This is a genomic window from Thalassospira alkalitolerans, from assembly GCF_002115745.1.
GTDB lineage: Bacteria > Pseudomonadota > Alphaproteobacteria > Rhodospirillales > Thalassospiraceae > Thalassospira > Thalassospira alkalitolerans.
Genome location: NZ_JFKB01000006.1, coordinates 141,950 through 159,852 on the forward strand (window position 1 = coordinate 141,950; position 17,903 = coordinate 159,852).

Annotated in this window: 20 protein-coding genes; 15 read left to right on the plus strand and 5 right to left on the minus strand. The window is 52.9% G+C overall.

Going from position 1 to position 17,903, the window contains the following annotated elements:
* Nucleotides 1-448: 448 nt before the first annotated feature.
* The 9 genes from TALK_RS10325 (at nt 449) to TALK_RS10370 (ending at nt 10,295) form a co-directional block, all read left to right on the plus strand.
* Nucleotides 449-2,200 (plus strand): multicopper oxidase family protein, encoded by a 1,752-nt coding sequence (locus tag TALK_RS10325; protein ID WP_169714998.1) that lies wholly within the window; start codon nt 449-451, stop codon nt 2,198-2,200.
* A gap of 340 nt (nt 2,201-2,540) precedes the next feature.
* Nucleotides 2,541-3,176, plus strand: a complete 636-nt coding sequence (locus TALK_RS10335) for a hypothetical protein (RefSeq protein ID WP_085618521.1) — start codon at nt 2,541-2,543, stop codon at nt 3,174-3,176.
* A gap of 178 nt (nt 3,177-3,354) precedes the next feature.
* Nucleotides 3,355-4,197, plus strand: coding sequence for a universal stress protein (locus TALK_RS10340; RefSeq protein WP_085618523.1), 843 nt, complete (start codon nt 3,355-3,357; stop codon nt 4,195-4,197).
* Between the two features lie 205 nt (nt 4,198-4,402).
* Entirely contained in the window at nt 4,403-5,803 is a 1,401-nt protein-coding gene (locus TALK_RS10345) for an aspartate aminotransferase family protein (RefSeq protein ID WP_085618525.1), read from the plus strand.
* Nucleotides 5,804-6,368: 565 nt separating this feature from the next.
* Nucleotides 6,369-7,586 (plus strand): 5-aminolevulinate synthase, encoded by a 1,218-nt coding sequence (gene hemA, locus TALK_RS10350; RefSeq protein ID WP_085618527.1) that lies wholly within the window; start codon nt 6,369-6,371, stop codon nt 7,584-7,586.
* Nucleotides 7,587-7,919: 333 nt separating this feature from the next.
* Nucleotides 7,920-8,552 (plus strand): hypothetical protein, encoded by a 633-nt coding sequence (locus tag TALK_RS10355; protein ID WP_085618529.1) that lies wholly within the window; start codon nt 7,920-7,922, stop codon nt 8,550-8,552.
* Nucleotides 8,549-8,971, plus strand: coding sequence for a nucleoside diphosphate kinase regulator (gene rnk / locus TALK_RS10360; protein WP_245829829.1), 423 nt, complete (start codon nt 8,549-8,551; stop codon nt 8,969-8,971). Before TALK_RS10355 ends, rnk begins: the two co-directional genes overlap by 4 nt.
* A gap of 200 nt (nt 8,972-9,171) precedes the next feature.
* Complete coding sequence (locus TALK_RS10365) at nt 9,172-9,711, plus strand: hypothetical protein (RefSeq protein ID WP_085618531.1); 540 nt, start codon at nt 9,172-9,174, stop codon at nt 9,709-9,711.
* A gap of 77 nt (nt 9,712-9,788) precedes the next feature.
* Complete coding sequence (locus TALK_RS10370) at nt 9,789-10,295, plus strand: GNAT family N-acetyltransferase (RefSeq protein WP_085618533.1); 507 nt, start codon at nt 9,789-9,791, stop codon at nt 10,293-10,295.
* 59 nt (nt 10,296-10,354) lie between these two features.
* Here the strand turns inward: TALK_RS10370 and TALK_RS10375 are convergent, their stop codons facing one another.
* On the minus strand, nt 10,355-11,098 hold the full coding sequence (locus TALK_RS10375) for an SDR family NAD(P)-dependent oxidoreductase (RefSeq protein ID WP_085618535.1): 744 nt from the start codon (nt 11,096-11,098) through the stop codon (nt 10,355-10,357).
* A gap of 229 nt (nt 11,099-11,327) precedes the next feature.
* Here TALK_RS10375 and TALK_RS10380 point away from each other — a divergent pair, with 229 nt between their 5' ends.
* Nucleotides 11,328-12,077 carry an SOS response-associated peptidase gene (locus tag TALK_RS10380; RefSeq protein ID WP_085618537.1) on the plus strand — a complete coding sequence of 250 codons (750 nt, stop codon included), beginning with the start codon at nt 11,328-11,330 and terminating at the stop codon, nt 12,075-12,077.
* Nucleotides 12,078-12,112: 35 nt separating this feature from the next.
* On the opposite strand, the gene TALK_RS10385 is transcribed toward TALK_RS10380, so the two are convergent.
* A complete protein-coding gene (locus TALK_RS10385) occupies nt 12,113-12,313 on the minus strand; it encodes a hypothetical protein (RefSeq protein WP_085618539.1) in 201 nt (66 codons plus the stop codon).
* Nucleotides 12,314-12,516: 203 nt separating this feature from the next.
* Nucleotides 12,517-13,374 carry a universal stress protein gene (locus tag TALK_RS10390; protein WP_085618541.1) on the minus strand — a complete coding sequence of 286 codons (858 nt, stop codon included), beginning with the start codon at nt 13,372-13,374 and terminating at the stop codon, nt 12,517-12,519.
* A 346-nt stretch (nt 13,375-13,720) separates the two neighbouring features.
* On the opposite strand from TALK_RS10390, the gene TALK_RS10395 reads away from it, so the two are divergent.
* Nucleotides 13,721-14,026 carry an ArsR/SmtB family transcription factor gene (locus tag TALK_RS10395; RefSeq protein ID WP_085618543.1) on the plus strand — a complete coding sequence of 102 codons (306 nt, stop codon included), beginning with the start codon at nt 13,721-13,723 and terminating at the stop codon, nt 14,024-14,026.
* 145 nt (nt 14,027-14,171) lie between these two features.
* Here the strand turns inward: TALK_RS10395 and pdxH are convergent, their stop codons facing one another.
* Nucleotides 14,172-14,792 carry a pyridoxamine 5'-phosphate oxidase gene (gene pdxH / locus TALK_RS10400; protein ID WP_085618545.1) on the minus strand — a complete coding sequence of 207 codons (621 nt, stop codon included), beginning with the start codon at nt 14,790-14,792 and terminating at the stop codon, nt 14,172-14,174.
* 147 nt (nt 14,793-14,939) lie between these two features.
* Between pdxH and TALK_RS10405 the strand changes: the two genes are divergently transcribed.
* From TALK_RS10405 to TALK_RS10420, 4 genes are all read left to right on the plus strand, one after another.
* The gene (locus tag TALK_RS10405) at nt 14,940-15,416 is read left to right on the plus strand and encodes an RT0821/Lpp0805 family surface protein (protein WP_085618547.1); all 477 of its coding nucleotides are present in this window, start codon (nt 14,940-14,942) and stop codon (nt 15,414-15,416) included.
* A 164-nt stretch (nt 15,417-15,580) separates the two neighbouring features.
* Nucleotides 15,581-16,516, plus strand: coding sequence for a DnaJ C-terminal domain-containing protein (locus tag TALK_RS10410; RefSeq protein WP_085618548.1), 936 nt, complete (start codon nt 15,581-15,583; stop codon nt 16,514-16,516).
* Nucleotides 16,517-16,624: 108 nt separating this feature from the next.
* A complete protein-coding gene (locus tag TALK_RS10415) occupies nt 16,625-17,041 on the plus strand; it encodes a DUF411 domain-containing protein (protein WP_085618550.1) in 417 nt (138 codons plus the stop codon).
* On the plus strand, nt 17,038-17,286 hold the full coding sequence (locus tag TALK_RS10420; RefSeq protein WP_085618552.1) for a hypothetical protein: 249 nt from the start codon (nt 17,038-17,040) through the stop codon (nt 17,284-17,286). The genes TALK_RS10415 and TALK_RS10420 overlap by 4 nt, the downstream gene beginning before the upstream one ends.
* A 37-nt stretch (nt 17,287-17,323) precedes the next feature.
* On the opposite strand, the gene TALK_RS10425 is transcribed toward TALK_RS10420, so the two are convergent.
* Entirely contained in the window at nt 17,324-17,827 is a 504-nt protein-coding gene (locus tag TALK_RS10425) for a MarR family transcriptional regulator (protein ID WP_085618554.1), read from the minus strand.
* Nucleotides 17,828-17,903 lie beyond the last annotated feature (76 nt).

A 17,903-nucleotide genomic window follows, 5' to 3' on the forward strand; every position in this document is an offset into this window, starting at 1 on the left:
TAGAAATTCAACACGCCCCCATTAAGGGCAGGTTCTCCGGATTAAATTCAATCCAAGGTTGATAGATCTCTTCTTCTTAGTTTAAAATTCTTGCCACGTTTCTCGTACATTATCAGTAGGCAGGAAAATGAAACTCTTACGGAGAAATTATCAAGGCGCTGTTGTCACAGGCACGTCCATGATTGCCGCGGGGATTTTGGCACTGTTACCGACAATAATCCTGGCCACAGATACCCATGCAGCAACGAACGGGCGCATTGCAGAAAACCCTGCAGAAGCGGCCCTGACAGATCGTGACGGCAATCCTTTACCTGATAGCGAAACGGTCCTAAAAAATTTGGCCACCATGCCCGCCACCCGGGGTCCTGGGAACCAGATATATTACAATTTAAATGTCACCTTCACCGAAGGCAAAATCTATAACCCCACGACGGATCAATATGACGCGGTGAAATTGCGCTCGCTTGTCGGGGACGTCACCAGCGAAAAAACGCCCTTTGTGGGACCTGAAGTCAATATTTGGCCTGGCGAAACATTCCGCCTGACATTGAACAATCAATTACCCGATGACCCTAGCTGCTATAATGACGAACAACCCCCCAATATGAACATGTCCCCCAACACGCCGCATTGTTTCAACGGCACCAACATGCATACCCATGGCTTATGGATCAGCCCAACGGGCAATAGCGACAATGTCCTTTTGAAGATCGATCCATCCGTTTCATTTCAATACGAATATAACATTCCGACCGACCACCCGGCCGGAACATTCTGGTATCATCCCCATCTGCATGGATCGACCGCGCTTCAGGTATCAAGTGGCATGAGCGGCGCCTTGATCATTCATGGCAATCGTTTGCCCGAGAAAAAGGGTGAAGCCGTCAAAACCGGCGATATCGATACGCTTTTGCGAAATGAAGACGGAACGCCCTTTAAAGAACGTGTCGTCCTGTTCCAGCAAAACACCTATGCCTGCCTTCAAAATGAAAATGACACAGATCCCCAATCCATCTGGAACTGCAAGCAAGGCCAAACCGGCGAGATCGAAAATTACAGCCTGCAATTTGGTCCGGGCACATGGAATTCTTCTGGCCGTTACACCATGATCAACGGCAAAGTCATCCCCTATTTCAAAGACATTCAAACTGGCGATGTCGAACGGTGGCGCTTCATCCATGCCGGGGTCAGGGACACGATCAATCTGCGCTTTCAAAAACTCGCGACCGATGCCTCAGAAGAAGAAATCGAAAAAGCCTATAAAGCAGCTATATCGGCCGACGAAAAGCAGGCTTTAGTCGATAAATATTGCAGCGGCACAATTGTCGAACAAACCTTGATCGCAACCGATGGCCTGACACGCGCCCAGGCGTCCTTCCAGGATGAAACCGTTTTCCAACCTGGATATCGCGAAGACATGCTGTTGTCTTTTACCGAGCCAGGAAACTATTGCATGATCGATTACAAACTGAACACAGGCCAAACCATCAATGAACAGCAACATAAGGCAGAGATTCTTGCACTTGTCATGGTATCAGGCGAACCGGCACAACACGGATCACGACGCATCATTTCAGACAAGTTGATCGTCACTGCTGAAAATTTCATGCCGGCCAACTTACAATCGACCATCGCACAAGACCTGAAAGACAATTTAAAATTATCATCCTTCGTTCCCCACCCAACAATCAAGGATGACGAGGTAAAAGGCGAAAGAACCATTGCCTTTAACATCGATACAAGCACGACCCCTGCAAAATTCCAGATCGGCGAATTGGACCTGAAACCTGACAATCAACCCTATTCCATCAAAAATGCGGCTTCTTATCAAAGTGACGTCATCAATCAGAAACTGGCCTTAAATAACGTCGAAGAATGGAAAATCGGCTCTACCCTTGCCGGGCACCCGTTCCACATCCACGTCAATCCATTTCAAATCGTTTCAGTCCTTGATGAAAAAGGCAAAGACGTCACGCAAGACAAAGACAGCCAATATTACGGATATGCCGGTGTGTGGCGCGATACCATCTTTGTCCAACAAGATTACCTGATCACCATGCGCACCCGCTACCAACGCTATATCGGAGAATTCGTCCTGCATTGTCACATCCTTGATCACGAAGATCAGGGCATGATGCAAAATGTTGGCATTTATCTGACAAATGGGCGCGGCAATATATCGACTGGCGGGCATCATTAACCCTCTACGGGGAAAGCCTTCCAAGGAACAGAAAAACCACAGGCGCTCTTCATGGCATCTGTGGTTTTTTGCTTAAACCAGCCCGTTTGAACATCAAAAGCAGGCCGTTTTCATAAGATGCGCCCTTCAGGCACAAATCATATCGCGCCTGAAAGCGACCATTGAAAATCCCGACGGGGCGTTTAAGACACCGGAAACTGTCACGTGCCCTTTTCTGGACATGGCCCGCAACAAGGTTCAATATATTCCCAAGCAAAAGCAAGGCCGTACAATAAACGGCCAGATCAAAACACGGGAACGGCCAGATGCATCATCCGCGTCAAGGCCCAAGGAGCAAGTCATGATGATCCAAAGCACTGCTGCTCTAACCGGTCTGGTTATGGCAGCCGGCCTGCTTTCTGGCTGTGTACAGCCGATGACCGCACAAGACAGTCAACCGGCCGCTGTCGGCGATATCTTAACGCCATGGGGCACATCGATCCCATCATCCAATCCCCAGACGCCAGCAATGCCTTCGAAAGAAGGCGCAGGTGCAGGCATGCCCGCAAGCCCCCCCACTGATGACAATTTTGTCATGGCCCCCGACGCAAAAAAAACGGCCATCACCGATATGCAACGCCAACAGGTTGACGAAGCCCGCATCGCACTTGGCATCCTTGACCGTATGGCACAACGTTGCGTCCAACAACGTGACGAAGCCGCCTGCAATACGCTTCAAGCCAACTGGGCGGACCTGTCCCAACAGCTCCATAAAAGCCTTGCGATCATTTCGGGTGACACGGCCATGGGGATGAATTCAAACAGCATGCCGATCATGGGCGATCCAACAACAATGGGCACCCCGCAAATCACATCGCCCGCCCTCCCTGCAACCGGCGCCCCCGCATCAACCCTGCCGATGAAAACCATGCCTGATAACGGTTCGCCAACCATGGAAAAACTCATTCCAATGACCCAGCCCACCGTTGACGGTTAGGGACAAATATCTGGCGTTCGCATTCTCGCGCCAAAGAACCGAAACAAACTTGGCATCCACACCTCATGCCATTTGAGATAGAACAAAGACCACCACCGCCAATCGCATTAGAGTGCTTCTCATAACCACGCGGTCACCTTGATTTAAGGCGACCTTACTCGGAATAGGAGACTGGCAGATGTATCGGGATATCCTTGTTCACGTTGATAATTCAGCCCCTTGTGCGGAACGACTTTCGGTCGCACTGAAAGTTGCCAAGGCGCACAAAGCGCATCTGACGGGGCTGTTTCTTCTGCCCTATGCTGAAATTCCGCGTTTCATGGAAGTTCAGATTTCTCAGGAAATCATCAATCAGCAACGCGCTGCCATGGCCGAATCCGGCAAAGCCGCCGAGCAAGAATTTATCAAAGCCTGCGAAGCCGCCGGTGTTGCCTATAGCTGGCAGCAAACGCCATGTTCGGCTGCTGAAATTGCCGACACTGTCGCAATGTATGCCCGCCACCACGATCTGACCGTTCTGGGCCAATATGACCCCGACAGCCCCGATCCCGCATCGACCTCGGAAATGCCCGACAAAACCATCCTGACGGCGGGCACCCCGGTTCTGGTCGTGCCCTATGCCGGGCGTTTCGAAACCGTTGGCGATCGTGTCATGGTCGCGTGGAAACCTTACCGCGAAGCTGTGCGGGCGATGAATGACGGCATGGCCTTCCTTGAAAATGCCAAATCCGCCTTGGTCCTGTGTGCTGATCCGAACAAGGGCGCGCGCGATAGTATCCCGGTTCCCGGTGTTGATATTGGTGCACGTCTTGAACGCCATGGCATCAATGTCCGCAAGGAAAACATGAATGCAACGGGCATCAGCGTTGGCGACCTGCTTCTGTCGCGGGCTGCGGATGAAAGCATTGATCTGATCATCTGCGGCGCCTATGGCCGCCCGCGCCTGCGCGAATTGATGATGGGTGGTGTAACGCAACACCTTCTGCGTCACATGACCGTCCCGGTTCTGATGTCGCACTAGGCTTTGGGCAGCACCTTTACAAAGGCTGTGCCATAACCGCATACATAACAAACCGGTCGGAAATTTTCCGGCCGGTTTTATTTTTGCCATCCGGCAACAGGACTTACGCCCCAAAGCACGCCAACAAATGATTTCCAAGCCACAAATAGCTGACTAAAGTGCTTGAAATCATCAGGATCACACCTGCACGAAACAGAGGTTCGCCATGCCCATAAACGCCACCACCACCACCACCGCCCCGAACGCCAAAGGCAATTCTGCTGCCAGCCGCGATATCGCAAGCTACCTGCATCCCTATACCAATTTCGCGGCCCACGAAAAGAACGGCCCGCATATCATCACCAAGGGTCACGGCATCTATGTGACCGATGACAACGGCAAAAGCTTTATCGAAGGCATGGCCGGACTTTGGTGTGCGTCGCTTGGCTTTAACGAGAAACGCCTGGTTGCGGCCGCGACAAAACAGCTTGAAACCCTGCCCTATTACCATACCTTTGCCTCGCGCAGCACCAACCCGGCGATTGATCTGGCGGAAAAGCTGCTGGAACTCGTACCGGTACCGATGTCCAAGGTCTTCTTTGCCAATAGCGGCTCCGAAGCGACCGATTCTGCGGTCAAGATGGTCTGGTATTATCACAATGCGATTGGCCTGCCCGAAAAGAAGAAAATCATCTCGCGCAAAAAGGGCTATCACGGGGTGACCGTTGCGGCGGCTTCGATGACCGGTCTTCCGGGCAACCACAAAATGTTCGACCTGCCGATTGACCGCATTCTTCACACCGAAACGCCGCATTATTGGCGCGAAGCCCAACCCGGCGAAGAAGAAGAGGATTTCGCCACCCGTCTGGCCGAACAGCTCGAAGACCTGATCCAGGCCGAAGGCCCCGAAACCATCGGGGCGTTTATCGCCGAGCCGATCATGGGTGCTGGTGGTGTCATTGTTCCGCCGCGCACCTATTTCGAAAAAATTCAGGCCGTTTTGGATCGCTACGATATCCTGTTTATTGCCGATGAAGTCATTTGTGGCTTTGGCCGTACCGGACGGATGTTTGCCACCGAAACCTTCCGCCTCAAACCCGATATGATCACCGTCGCCAAACAGCTGTCATCGGCCTATCAGCCGATTTCGGCCCTGTTTATCAATGAAAAAATCTATCAGGCGGCCAAAAAAGCATCCGATGAAATCGGCACCTTTGGCCATGGCTTTACCTATTCCGGGCATCCGGTGGCGGCCGCTGTGGCACTTGAAACCCTGCGTATTTACGAAGAAGACGGCATCATCGAACATGTTCGCAATGTCATGTCGCCGTTCCAAAAACGCCTGAAAGACCTCAATAAATTCGACCATGTCGGCGAAACGCGCGGTCGCGGCCTTTTAGGTGCATTTGAACTTGTCGATGACAAATGCCTGAAAACCGCAATCGCGCCTGCCGGTTCGGCCGGCAAGGCCGTTTCTGAGAAATGCATGGAACACGGTGTGATCCTGCGCGCCCTTGGCGACACGGTCGCCTTCTGCCCGCCGCTGATCATTACCGAAGAACAGGTCCATGACATGTTCGACAAAGTCGAAGCCGCCCTTGGCGAATGGCATTCAAGCCTCGGCTGATCAACCTATCGGCATCGGCAACAGCGTTTCATCTGGTTTCAACCACCAGATGAAACGCTGCTCAACCTTTGATTTAAATCCCTGAAAACAAATACTTGGCTCAAAAAACCCGCTATATTTTGAAAAATATAGCGGGTTGCTTAGCACCCGAAACAGGCAGATTGATCCGGTCGATAGTTTAAATCACATGTTTAAATCGATTTAATTATGTGCTGGAAACCCCTTCAAAACCTTGCAAAATGTCGCCAATCGCGCCAAATTGAAACCGAACCTTAAACGCGAAACAATACAAGCTCGCGAATAAGACCGAGATCGACACACAACAATATGGAACGCCTTCTTTGTCATCGTGGTTCGCGAAGAAGTTTAAAGTGAAACTGGAATCGCTTTAATTTTTTTGACAAGGGTCAATGCCAAACCGGGCGCCATGCCCGATAAGGATACGATCAAGACCCGGTCGAACGGGACCATGCTGATCCGGATATAACGTCATATCGGGATAAGACCAGAGCTTCGCATCAGGGATCCCGATCCCGCACGAAGAGACAGGCGAAAGACACAAAACATGAATTATAACACCTTCTTCAAAGACGCGTTGTCCGGCCTTAAGGCCGAAGGCCGTTATCGCGTGTTCGCCAATCTTGAACGTATCGTCGGCGAGTTTCCCAAGGCCCTTTATCATCCGGGCAATGGCGAAGCCGCGCGTAAGATTACTGTCTGGTGTTCAAACGACTATCTCGGCATGGGTCAGCACCCCAAGGTTCTTGAAGCCATGCAAAACGCCATCACGGGTCAGGGTGGCGGTGCCGGTGGCACACGCAATATTTCCGGCTCCAACCACCTGCATGTCGCGCTCGAGAATGAGCTCGCCGATCTGCATGGCAAGGAAGCCGCCCTTTTGATGACATCGGGCTATGTCGCCAATTGGACGACATTATCGACTCTTGGGTCGAAACTGCCCGATTGCGTTATCATTTCCGATGAATTCAACCACAATTCTATGATCGAAGGCATGCGCCATTCCAAGGCGGAACGCCGCATCTGGAAACATAACGACGTCGAAGACCTTGAACGTGTCCTGCGTGATCTTGGCCCGGAACGCGCCAAGATCGTTGCGTTTGAATCAGTTTATTCGATGGATGGCGATATCGCCCCGATTGCCGAGATTCTTGACCTTTGCGAAAAATACAATGCGATTTCCTATCTCGACGAAGTCCATGCGGTTGGCATGTACGGTCCGCGTGGCGGTGGTGTTGCCGAACGCGACGGCGTGATGGATCGTGTTGACATCGTTCAGGGCACCTTGGCCAAGGCATTTGGCGTAATTGGCGGCTATGTCGCGGCCAAACATGAAATCGTCGATTTCGTCCGCAGTTTTGGCAACGGCTTTATCTTTACCAGTTCCCACCCGCCCAGCATTGCGGCCGGTGCGCTAGCATCAGTCCGCCACCTTAAAGACAGCAACGCCGAACGCAAGTCCCAAAAAGAACGCGCTGAAACGCTGCGCGAACGCATGCGTGATGCAGGCCTTCCGGTTATGGATGCGCCCAGTCACATCGTGCCCTTGATGGTTGGCGATGCCAGCATGTGCAAAGAAGCAAGCGACCGCCTGCTGTTTGATCACGACATCTATGTTCAGCCGATCAATTATCCAACCGTGCCGCGCGGTACCGAACGCCTGCGCTTTACGCCCGGCCCATTGCATAATGATGAACTGGTCGATCACCTGATCGACTCGCTTCTTGCCGTCTGGGGCCAGCTCGGCATTTCCAAGGCGGCCTAAGCCCCCTCATTTGGATGCGGTTCCGATTTTAAAACCGTCCAAGACCCAAAATACATGTCCAAAAACGTAAAACCGGCGCATTCCATGCGCCGGTTTTACATTCCCGACAATATGCACATTCAACTTTGTGGTCAGTGTGCTAAACTGACATTGCTATGTTGAACCATCGATTGAACGTTCGTTTTGTGATCAATGCGGGTTCCCTGCTCGCAGGAACTTCACCCCGAGTGGGGTGAGGAACGTATTCCTGTACCTGCACTCGGGGTTTTGAAGTCAAACCTTCAATGACCTTTGATGGACATCCTGCGGGATCGTCCGACAGACAGGATCACAATGACAACGTTGAAAAACCATGCTTCGGGTGGCATCCCCCCGAACAGGAACAATCGCACCTCGCCGCTTGACCTTCGTATGCGCCATATCCACCGACCGCGCCAATTCAAGCGGTTGGAAGCTCTGCGCCCGATGACAAGCTGGCTGTGTTCACAGGATTTTACCCGGCTTGAGAAAATGCGCCATGAATCCCCCCCGCTTGACCTTTTGTTGGGGCGGCTTCTTTGCACAAAACTGGCCGATGCACGTCTGCTCGATAGCGCCGGTGCTCCCCATCCTTACGCAGCCTTTGGGGACAATATTTCCTATTCCCTGAATGATCAGCCGCCACAAACTGCGTTACTTGGCATTCCCGAAACCCAATATGGCGATCTCTCAAATGATCAAGACAATCATCATGCCAACACCAATACCGGCTCAGGCAATCAGGCATACCTTGACCTGCGCAGTTTTATTGGTCTGACCGTCATCGGGCTAAAACCGGGCCAACGCACCCGACTGCTTTCGGCCGATGGCACTGTCGGCACCCTGACCCTTCACAGTATCAACCGCGCCCAATTCCCGACAATCCGCGCTGTCTGCGACCTTCATCGTCCAGATGGCTCAAATCTTATCCAAAAGGACCTTTCATGATGCAAACCAGCACCACAACATTCCACGAAACCCAATCGCATGATCCGGCCGTTTTTATTGACCGGGCCATCGCCGAACAGCTTGAAAACCTCGCACGGGCCAATCTTGTCCGAAATCCGATTGTTGCCAACAGGTTGCTTGACGAAATCGACAGGGCGCTCATCGTCTGTCGGTCAGAACTGCCCCCCGATACCATAACCATCGGATCCGAAGTCACATTCCGCGACAACGCCACAGGGAACATGCAAACCGTGGCCCTTGTCATGCCGGCAGAAGCCGACATATCCGCCCGCCGCATTTCGATCATGACACCCGTCGGTGCCGCATTGATCGGAATTGCCAAGGGGGAAACCATCTGGTGGCAAACGCCCGATCATGAAGTTCGTGAATTGACGATCCACGATGTAGTCACCCCATAATTCTGCAGGGCCCCCGATGATCCCGCGGGATCATCGGTCAGATAGTGACCGTATAACCCGGTGATGCCAATGACAGTTTGTTTGCGCAATCGGATTTGTGATCTATATTTACCGGTGCCGGGATTTCTCCGGCACCGAACACTTGCAATTAATAACTGTTCGCGTTAACCTCGGTGTCTGCAACATGACAGGGACCGTTTATGTATTCGGATAGAACCTTGCTGCCCAAAGAATGTCTGCGCCTGTGCGCACTTGGAACCCTTGCCCTTTCCGACCAACCGATCAGCTATGCTGATCTGGCCAATTCAGTGCGCCATTTCACCGCCCATATCATGGGTCCGTCGCTTGATATGATGGGCAGTTCCCTGCAACTTCTTAAGCTTGAAGGGCTTGTCCGCGAAAACACCGAAAGCGGCACATTTTCCGATGCCCAGTTGTCTTTGACCAAGGCCGGGCATGACAAGTTTTTGGAACTGATGCAGGGCACATTGCGCGATACCTCCGGCGAGCTATCGCGCCTTGTCATGGCACTTAAAATGCGGTTCCTGCATTTGCTTGACGAAGAAACACGCTGCGACCAGATCGAAATCCTGCACGATGTTTGCGAACTCGAACTGGACCGCGTTCTTGCCCTGCGTGAAGAGCATTCAAACGAAGCCGCCCCGTTTACCGGATGGCTTGATATGGAAGCCCGTCGGCTGGAGCAAAAGCGCGATTGGCTTAAAAGCCTGTTGGCCTAAGAAATTTTCCCGTTATAGTCGTGCGATGACCATCTGCAAGTAGCAGATGCCTTGTCACAGGATGGGACGGGACAAATATGCTTATTCGCGAAGAAAACGCGTCAGACATCCCGGCAATCCACGCATTGCTGGCCAGTGCTTTTGAAACAGCACCCCATAGCCAGCAAACTGAACATCTGATTGTTGATGCCCTGCGTGACACGGGCGCGCTTAGCCTGTCTCTTGTCGCGATTGAAGACAACGAACTTGTCGGCTGTGTTGCTTTTTCTCCGGTCCGGATTAATGGCCGGCAAACCGATTGGTTTGGCCTTGGCCCGGTGGCCGTTACCCCGGACAGACAAGGGTTGGGTATCGGATCGGAACTGATCCAGGCCGGTATCGCACGGCTGCGTGTCAATGATGCCGCCGGATGTGTCGTTTTGGGCGAACCCGATTATTACAGCCGGTTCGGCTTTGCGCCCCTGCCCGATCTGAAGCTGGATGGCGTTTCGCCAAAATATTTCATGGCCCGCCCGCTGATCGACGACATCCCGGTTGGAAATGTCGATTACGATCCTGCCTATTCCATTACCAACCGAACCTGAAAACAGCCGGAAAATCCCGGCTGTTTTTTCGATTGATCGCCCCCGTCATGCAATGCGCATCAATAAAGATGCTGCCCGCCGGTGACAAAAATTTCCGTGCCGGTGACATAGCTGCTGTCCTCTCCGACCAGATAAAGTACTGCGGCGGCGACGTCCTCGGGGGTTCCCATGCGGTTCATCGGGATACGCGGTACCAATGCCTCGTATTCCGGCGAAATCATTGCTGTTTTGATTTCACCGGGCGCAACCGCATTGACGCGTACGCCAAGTTCGGCAAATTCCACCGCCATTTCACGCGTCAGACCCGACAATGCGGCCTTTGACGTTGAATAGGCCGACCCGGCAAAGGGATGCACATAATGCCCCGCGATCGAGGTAATGTTGCAAATCGCCCCCTTGCCACGATGAAGCGCAGACGCAAATCCCCGCGACAACGTCAGGGGGGTAAAGAAGTTCAACTCGAACACATCGCGCCAGGCGGCAATATCACCGTTAAGGCAGCCCAAGCGTTCCTTATACGGGGTCTTGGGCGATACCCCGGCATTATTGACCAACGCATGCAACGGATCATCCCCCAGAACGTCATTGGCCTGTTTAATGAACCTGTCGACATCTTCGGGTTTTGAAAGATCGGCCGCAATATGAATGCCCTGTGCCGGGTCACGCGGGCAACTGGGTGGCGGGGCTTCACGTGAACAACAAATCACCCGCCAACCGCGCGCGGCAAAATAACCGACCGTCACATGGCCGATCCCGCGACTTGCGCCGGTCAGAACAATCGTTTTTGGGGCAGTGGCATTCATTTGGTGGCTCTTTCAAATCCCGCGCCACAGGGCGCGTTTGTCCGCATTTCATATTCTTATAGCATCGCATCCCGATGCAATGAAGGATCAGTCCCCATCGATGCAATGCCCCGCCAAGGATCTGCCCCTATATAGGACGCAGGTTTTACTATAACCAGTCAAACAGCTATGATCCTTATCAATTCCACACGTCCCAAGTCACAACAAGCAATCCACCGTAAGCCATTCAATGTGCAGCCGATACGACCTTAACAGCGATATTTATTCCCTGCAGGCACGCTTTGCACTTGATCTGTGCAATATCCTGCGCCCATTCCACCGCATGTCTGAACCCGGTGTCGATGATGACAGCCGGAATGAGCCAGAAAGAAGCCGAGAAAACAGGGCTGAGAATAAAACTGACAAGGATAATGGCAATAAGGTTGGGCCAGACCTTGATGCGGCATTTGAAAGCCTGTCGGGTACCCGTCGCCCCACAGACCCGGTTATCGTGATACTTGCGGGCAATACGGCTGGCATCCGCAATTGGGGACTAACGATTTCAACCTTAAACACACCGTTGATCAATGCAAGGGCCGAAACCCTTGATCAAAAACCGACATTTCGCCCACTTCTTGAACGGCGCTGCCTTGTTCCGGCGACGGGCTGGTACGAATGGCGCAAGGATGGCAGGGGGAAACACAAAACCGCAATCACCCTGCCCGGCCATCAGCCGTTTTTGTTTGCCGGATTGGAAAACGGATGCGAGGTCACAATCACCACCTGCCGACCGGCCAATGCGATTGCGCATATCCATGATCGGATGCCCGCCGTGATCGGGCCAAACCACATTGCTGGTTGGCTTAATCGCAACAATGGTTTTGCCGATGTACGGCACATGCTGGGTCCGGTGCCCGATCATGTTCTGAATTGGCATGAAGATGCACCCGGTATAGCCCAACCGGCAAAGCATGATGATGGCCAGATCGATCTTTTATGATCGATGGCAACAGCGTTTATGGCGCTGATCAGGCCTTATTCAACATCCATGTCATTGGTAATACAGGCCGCAGCACAGGGTGCTGCGCTGCAACCGCTAACAGTGCCATTGGCGATATCCGATAAACCGGCAACCACCGCACCAAGATCAGGCAAACCAATATTCTGGCGGGTTAATTCCTGGGCCAGATCCTCGGACATAGAGGCGAAATCAATGACATCGCGAAGTGATAACATGGGCTTTCCCCTGCCAGACGTTGTCTTCCACTATGCGAAACACCTCGTTAATCGGGGTTCCGTCTTTGTAAGATTTCGGTCACGGTGGCGGGTTTTCTTCGCATACGCAACAAAAAAGGCGCAGAAGACTGCGCCTTTTTTGCTACATACAAATGGGTAGACCAAAAATCATCCGGATTTCAGGCTGTTACCCACCCAAAAGGTTAATGCATTATCCATAACGGTAAGTCGCATTTTGCCAGCATATCCTGCGTCACACCACCAAGGATCATTTCTTTGAACCGTGAATGGCTGTAGGCGCCCAAAACGATGCAATCGGCACCAACCTTATCTGCTTCGGATATCAACGCACTAGCAACATTTGACTGATCGGGAAGTTCAGATACCTTGGCCTCGACTCCGTGCCACAGGAATTGTTCGGCCAATGCCTTGGCGCAAGCCCGGCCATGCGGAACATCACCGACACTGATAATCGTGACTTCCTTTGCCGTCCGCAAAAGCGGCATCGCCGATGTTACGGCACGTGCGGATTCAACACCGCCATTCCACGCGATGACGACTTTTTCGCCAATGGTTTCCGGCGTTTTTTCCGGCGCGACCATCAACGGACGGCCCGTTTCCATCAAAGCAGCATCAAAGGTCAGCGATGCCGCAGCTTCACGCGGGTCACGCCCGATCACCACCAGATCGAACAACCGGCCCCGTCGGGCAACTGTTTCATCTTCGCGGCCGCTCTCGCGGCGCCAGGCACAGGTCGGCTGAAGATCGGACATCGGTGCCCCGGCCTCGGCCACAGCAGCCCCATCACGTGCCGCGTCATAGGCCGCACGACCACGCGTTTCACGGCGCACGGTTTCGGCTTCGGCCGCGCGCATCATTTCTTCAATAATAAGTCCGGACATGCCTTCGCCAACAATCGGAATGGCATCCTGCGGCTCAGCAGCAACAAACAGTGCCTCAAGATGAGCATCAAACCGTTTGGCCGCTCGAAACGCCAAATCCAACACACGCTGATCAATGTTGGAACCCGCCACTGGGGCCAGAATTGTTCTTATGGCCATCACACTCACTCCCGAAATTGATGTCTAGGGTCTGAACCTACGAATTCGATTTTCGACAAGGCGTCAAACAGGAACAGCCTGCAACCATCCAATGCATCTTTCCTTGTTCAAGATCAAAACTTTTACAAAATCCCCCGTATGTTCAACACAATCAGGCGATTAGGGTTCAAGCTCATTCACATGACCGCACCGGCAACCATAACGAATTGCTTATGTGGCGACAAAAAGCAGTGTAACATCAAACCAATGCGTTTCAGAACTCCGATAATTCATATAATTTGTCCGACTTGTCGGTTATAGAACGTCAAAAAAATGCCGAACCGACGATTAGAGTGGATGCCCCTGGATGAATTATAAAAACCTGCATGAAAATGCGCGCGAAGCAGCCGAATTTCTCAAAACACTGGGGAACGAGTGGCGCCTGATGATTTTATGTTCGCTGGGATTGGCCGAAAAATCGGTCAGCACCCTTGAAGGCGAACTTGGCATCAAGCAATCTGCCCTGTCACAACATCTGGCCCGCCTGCGCCGCGATGGACTGGTGAAAACCCGCAGGGAATCGCAAACCATCTATTATTCGCTGGCCGACCCTGAAATCATGAAGGTCATTGCCGTGCTGCAGGAAGTTTTCTGCCCGCCCGAACCGAAATAAATCTGTCCTGCTCCCTCCCCGGATAACACGGGGCAAGACGGAATAGACCGACATAAAAAACGCGCGAACCATAATCTGGGCCGCGCGTTTTATTTTGGTCGATCCATAATGCCGCAATCTTTGCAATTGCGGGCATCACAAGAACCTATGGAAACAGTTTCTGAACGTCCCAGCCCGCATCATTTGCGTCGCGGGAATAAAGCTGACGGTCATGCAGGCGGAATTTTCCCTCGGCCCAAAATTCAATCCGGTCCGGGACAAGTCGGAACCCGCCCCAATGTTCCGGGCGCGGCACCTTGCCCAAACCAAATTTGGCGGTAAATTCGGCAACCCGTTTTTCCAGATCGAACCGACCCGTCATCGCGCGCGACTGGGTCGACGCCCAGGCGCCAAGTTGGCTGCCACGCGGGCGCGAAGCAAAATATTCATCGGATTCCGCCGCATCAACCCTGGTCACCGCGCCTTCGATCCGCACGCATTTTTCAAGCGACTTCCAGTGGAAACACAGGGCGGCAAAACTGTTTTCGCCAAGCTGGCTGCCCTTGCGGCTTTCATAATTGGTATAAAATACAAACCCGCGTTGATCAAATTCCTTAAGCAGGACGATACGCGCCGATGGTCGCCCCTGCGCATCGGCTGTGGCCAGCGTCATCGCATCAGGATATGGTTTTTCCTTGTTTTTCGCGTCGTTAAACCACACGTCAAACAAATCGAATGGTACGGCATGGGCTTCATGCCCCATTTTTGGCGTATTTTTTTCGTCCATTGGGGTCTGGATTCCTTTGATAGTTCAAAATCCGCACCAAATTTGAAAGATACGGGTTTTGCATTTACGTGAGATGGCGCAAAAAGATCGGTCCGTAAATACAGAACATATCGGTTGGGACAGGAAAGACAAGGTAGGCAGAAAAATATGAAATTTCGTCATATCATTATCCCCGTCATGATGACGGCATTCATCGCCGGTTGCGCCCAGGATCAGGGCCAGAAACAAACCGCAGGCACCCTTTTGGGCGCGGTTGGCGGTGCTGTTGCCGGCGCACAGTTCGGTAAAGGGTCCGGACAGCTTGTCGGCGTGGCATTGGGCACACTTGCCGGTGCCTTCATCGGCAGCGAAGTCGGTAAATCGCTTGATAATGCCGACCGTGCCATCATGGCACAAAGCACCCAGCGCACACTGGAAAGCGCCGCTACCGGCCAGACATCAAGCTGGAACAACCCTGATACCGGTGTCCGCGGTACGGTGACGCCAACACGCACCTATCAAAAACCGGAAACCCAGGAATATTGCCGCGAATATCAGCAAACCGTTGTAATCGGTGGCAAGGAAGAAGAGGCCTATGGCACCGCATGCCGTAAACCCGATGGCAGTTGGCAGGTCGTAAACTGACCCGACGAACATAAAATTCAAAGCGGCGCATTCCTTGCGAATGGCGCCGCTTTTTCATATCTGATGGATGTCAAAGACATTTGCTTGGACAAATGCCTATCTTGTCACCCTCAAGACGGGCTAATAATAGCTTTACACTTATTTCAAATCCAACCGGTCAGGCGATGCAGGATCCCTATAAAATATTGGGCGTTGCCAAAAACGCCCCCCAGGACGAGATCAAGAAGGTCTATCGCAAACTTGCGCGTGAACTTCACCCCGACGTCAATCCTGGCGACAGCAAAATTGAAGAACGGTTCAAAAAAATTTCTGCGGCCTATCACCTTTTGGGTGATCCGGAACGCCGCAAGAAATTCGATACCGGTCAAATCGATGCCGATGGTCGTGAAACCAGCCCGTTTGCGCGTGGTGGTGGTCATGCTGACGGCCGAGGCGGCGCACGCGCTTATGCCGGCGATGATCCGTTCGGTTTTTCCGGTGCCAATGCCGAAGACATCTTTGACGAAATTTTCGGCAAGGGCGGACGCGGTGGTAATCCCGGCGCTGGCTTTGGCGGCCACAGACGCCCGGAAAAGGTCAAAGGCCCGAATATTTCCTATGAACTCAGCCTTGATCTGGCCGAGGCCATTATCGGCGCCACCAAACGCATCAACCTTGCCAGTGGTAAAAGTCTGGAGGTCAGCATCCCCGCCGGAAGCGAGGATGGACAAACACTGCGCCTGAAAGGCCAGGGCATGACCGGGATGAATGGCGGCGACGCCGGGGACGCCCTGATCAAACTGCATATCCATCCCGACAAGGTCTTCCGGCGCGAAGGCAATGATCTGCATTGTGATCTGGCAATCAGCCTGGCCGAAGCCGTTCTTGGCGGCTCGATCGAGGTGCCGACGATCAACGGCAAGGTCAATATGAAGCTGCCCGCCAACGCCAATAGCGGCTCTAAACTGCGCCTGCGCGGCAAGGGCGCCCCCTATAACCGGGGTGACAAACGCGGCGATCAATATGTGCATCTGACGGTTAAATTGCCCGAAGAACGCGATGATGAACTGGTCGATTTCGTTCGCGAATGGTCGGAAAAACATCCCTACAAGGCGCGATAACCCCCGGGGCCGTCGCGCCTTCCTTCTCGGCTTGACCAGCCTCAAGCCTCTGCCCCCGCAAAAGGGGCATTCTGCCTTTGCACGTTTTATCTGACAAAGGCAGGAATTATGCGACTAATTGCATTTGCTTCCCTACTGGCCAGTCTTGCTCTGATCGGGTTGGTGGCGTTTGGGGGAATATCGCGCCCAACGTTTGAGCTTTCATATACAGCCGATTGCAAAAATACTGCCCCTTGGCAAAGCAACCTTACGGCTGAGGGCTTCGACATTCGCGCAACACAGGTCGACAACCTGTCCCTTTCAGAACAACGCGCAATGATGATCGCCCCCGCACCAATGCGCGATTGCATGATGGGGCGTGTTGCTGGCTATCATGTGATTGGCGACATCCCGGCCAACGACATCATCACGCTTTTGCGACGAAAACCCGCCGATGTCATTGCCCTTGCCCGTGACGATCAAACACGGGAAACAGTCGCAATCCATCACGACGGCTCTATCGAACGGCGCGAGGTCACGCAATGAGACACCTGTCAGGCTTACGGCTTGTTTTTGTCGGGATCGGGATGGCCGCCGTCGGTTTGTTATGGGGCAGTGCCGCAATGGTTTGGCTATCCCTGCCGGGGGGCTCGCCAACTTTCATGCCGCTGGAAAACCTTCTGCCTGCAGTGACGATAAGCCTTGCGATTTTTGGTGGACTAGGTTTTGGGGCCGCCGTCATGACGGAACGCTGGGAAAAGGAAGCTCTGCGTAATCAGGCCCCCGACTAAGCCTTCCCCCAAACAGGCTCCAAGGTGACCAACCGGTTTATTCTTTTTTGCCCTGCCCAACCATGATGATGTCCTTATCCAATACCGCACCGGAAAACGCGTCAAACTGCCCGCCGATCTTTTTAAACACCGCAAGGCATTGCTCGATTTCCGTATCCGAAACATCGGCAAATATCTGGGCCCGCACGCCATGGATCACGGCCTGTATCTGACGCAGGGCCGGGGCAGCCTTATCCGTCAGATGAACGGTTTTGGCACGACGATCATCGGGAACCTCGCGCCGTTCGATCAATTTCTTTGACTCCAGCCAATCGAGTGTCCGCACAAGCGTTGGTCCCTGTACCCCTGCCATGCGGGCCAGTTCCTTTTGGGTCAAATCATGGTCTGCTGTGCTTAACCGAAACAGGATCATCCACCGCGCCTCAGTCAGGATAAAGGGCGATAAACGCCGATCAACCTCGGCACGCCATTGCCGCGCCAGCATCCCCAGCCAAAAACCGAATTGTTCACGGGCCGCATTGCTATCGTTTAAAACTGTCATGGGGAACACCTGCCGAAGGATTTTCAAGATATCGCACAATACTTAGATAGCTCTCTATCTATCGTCAAGAAAAGCT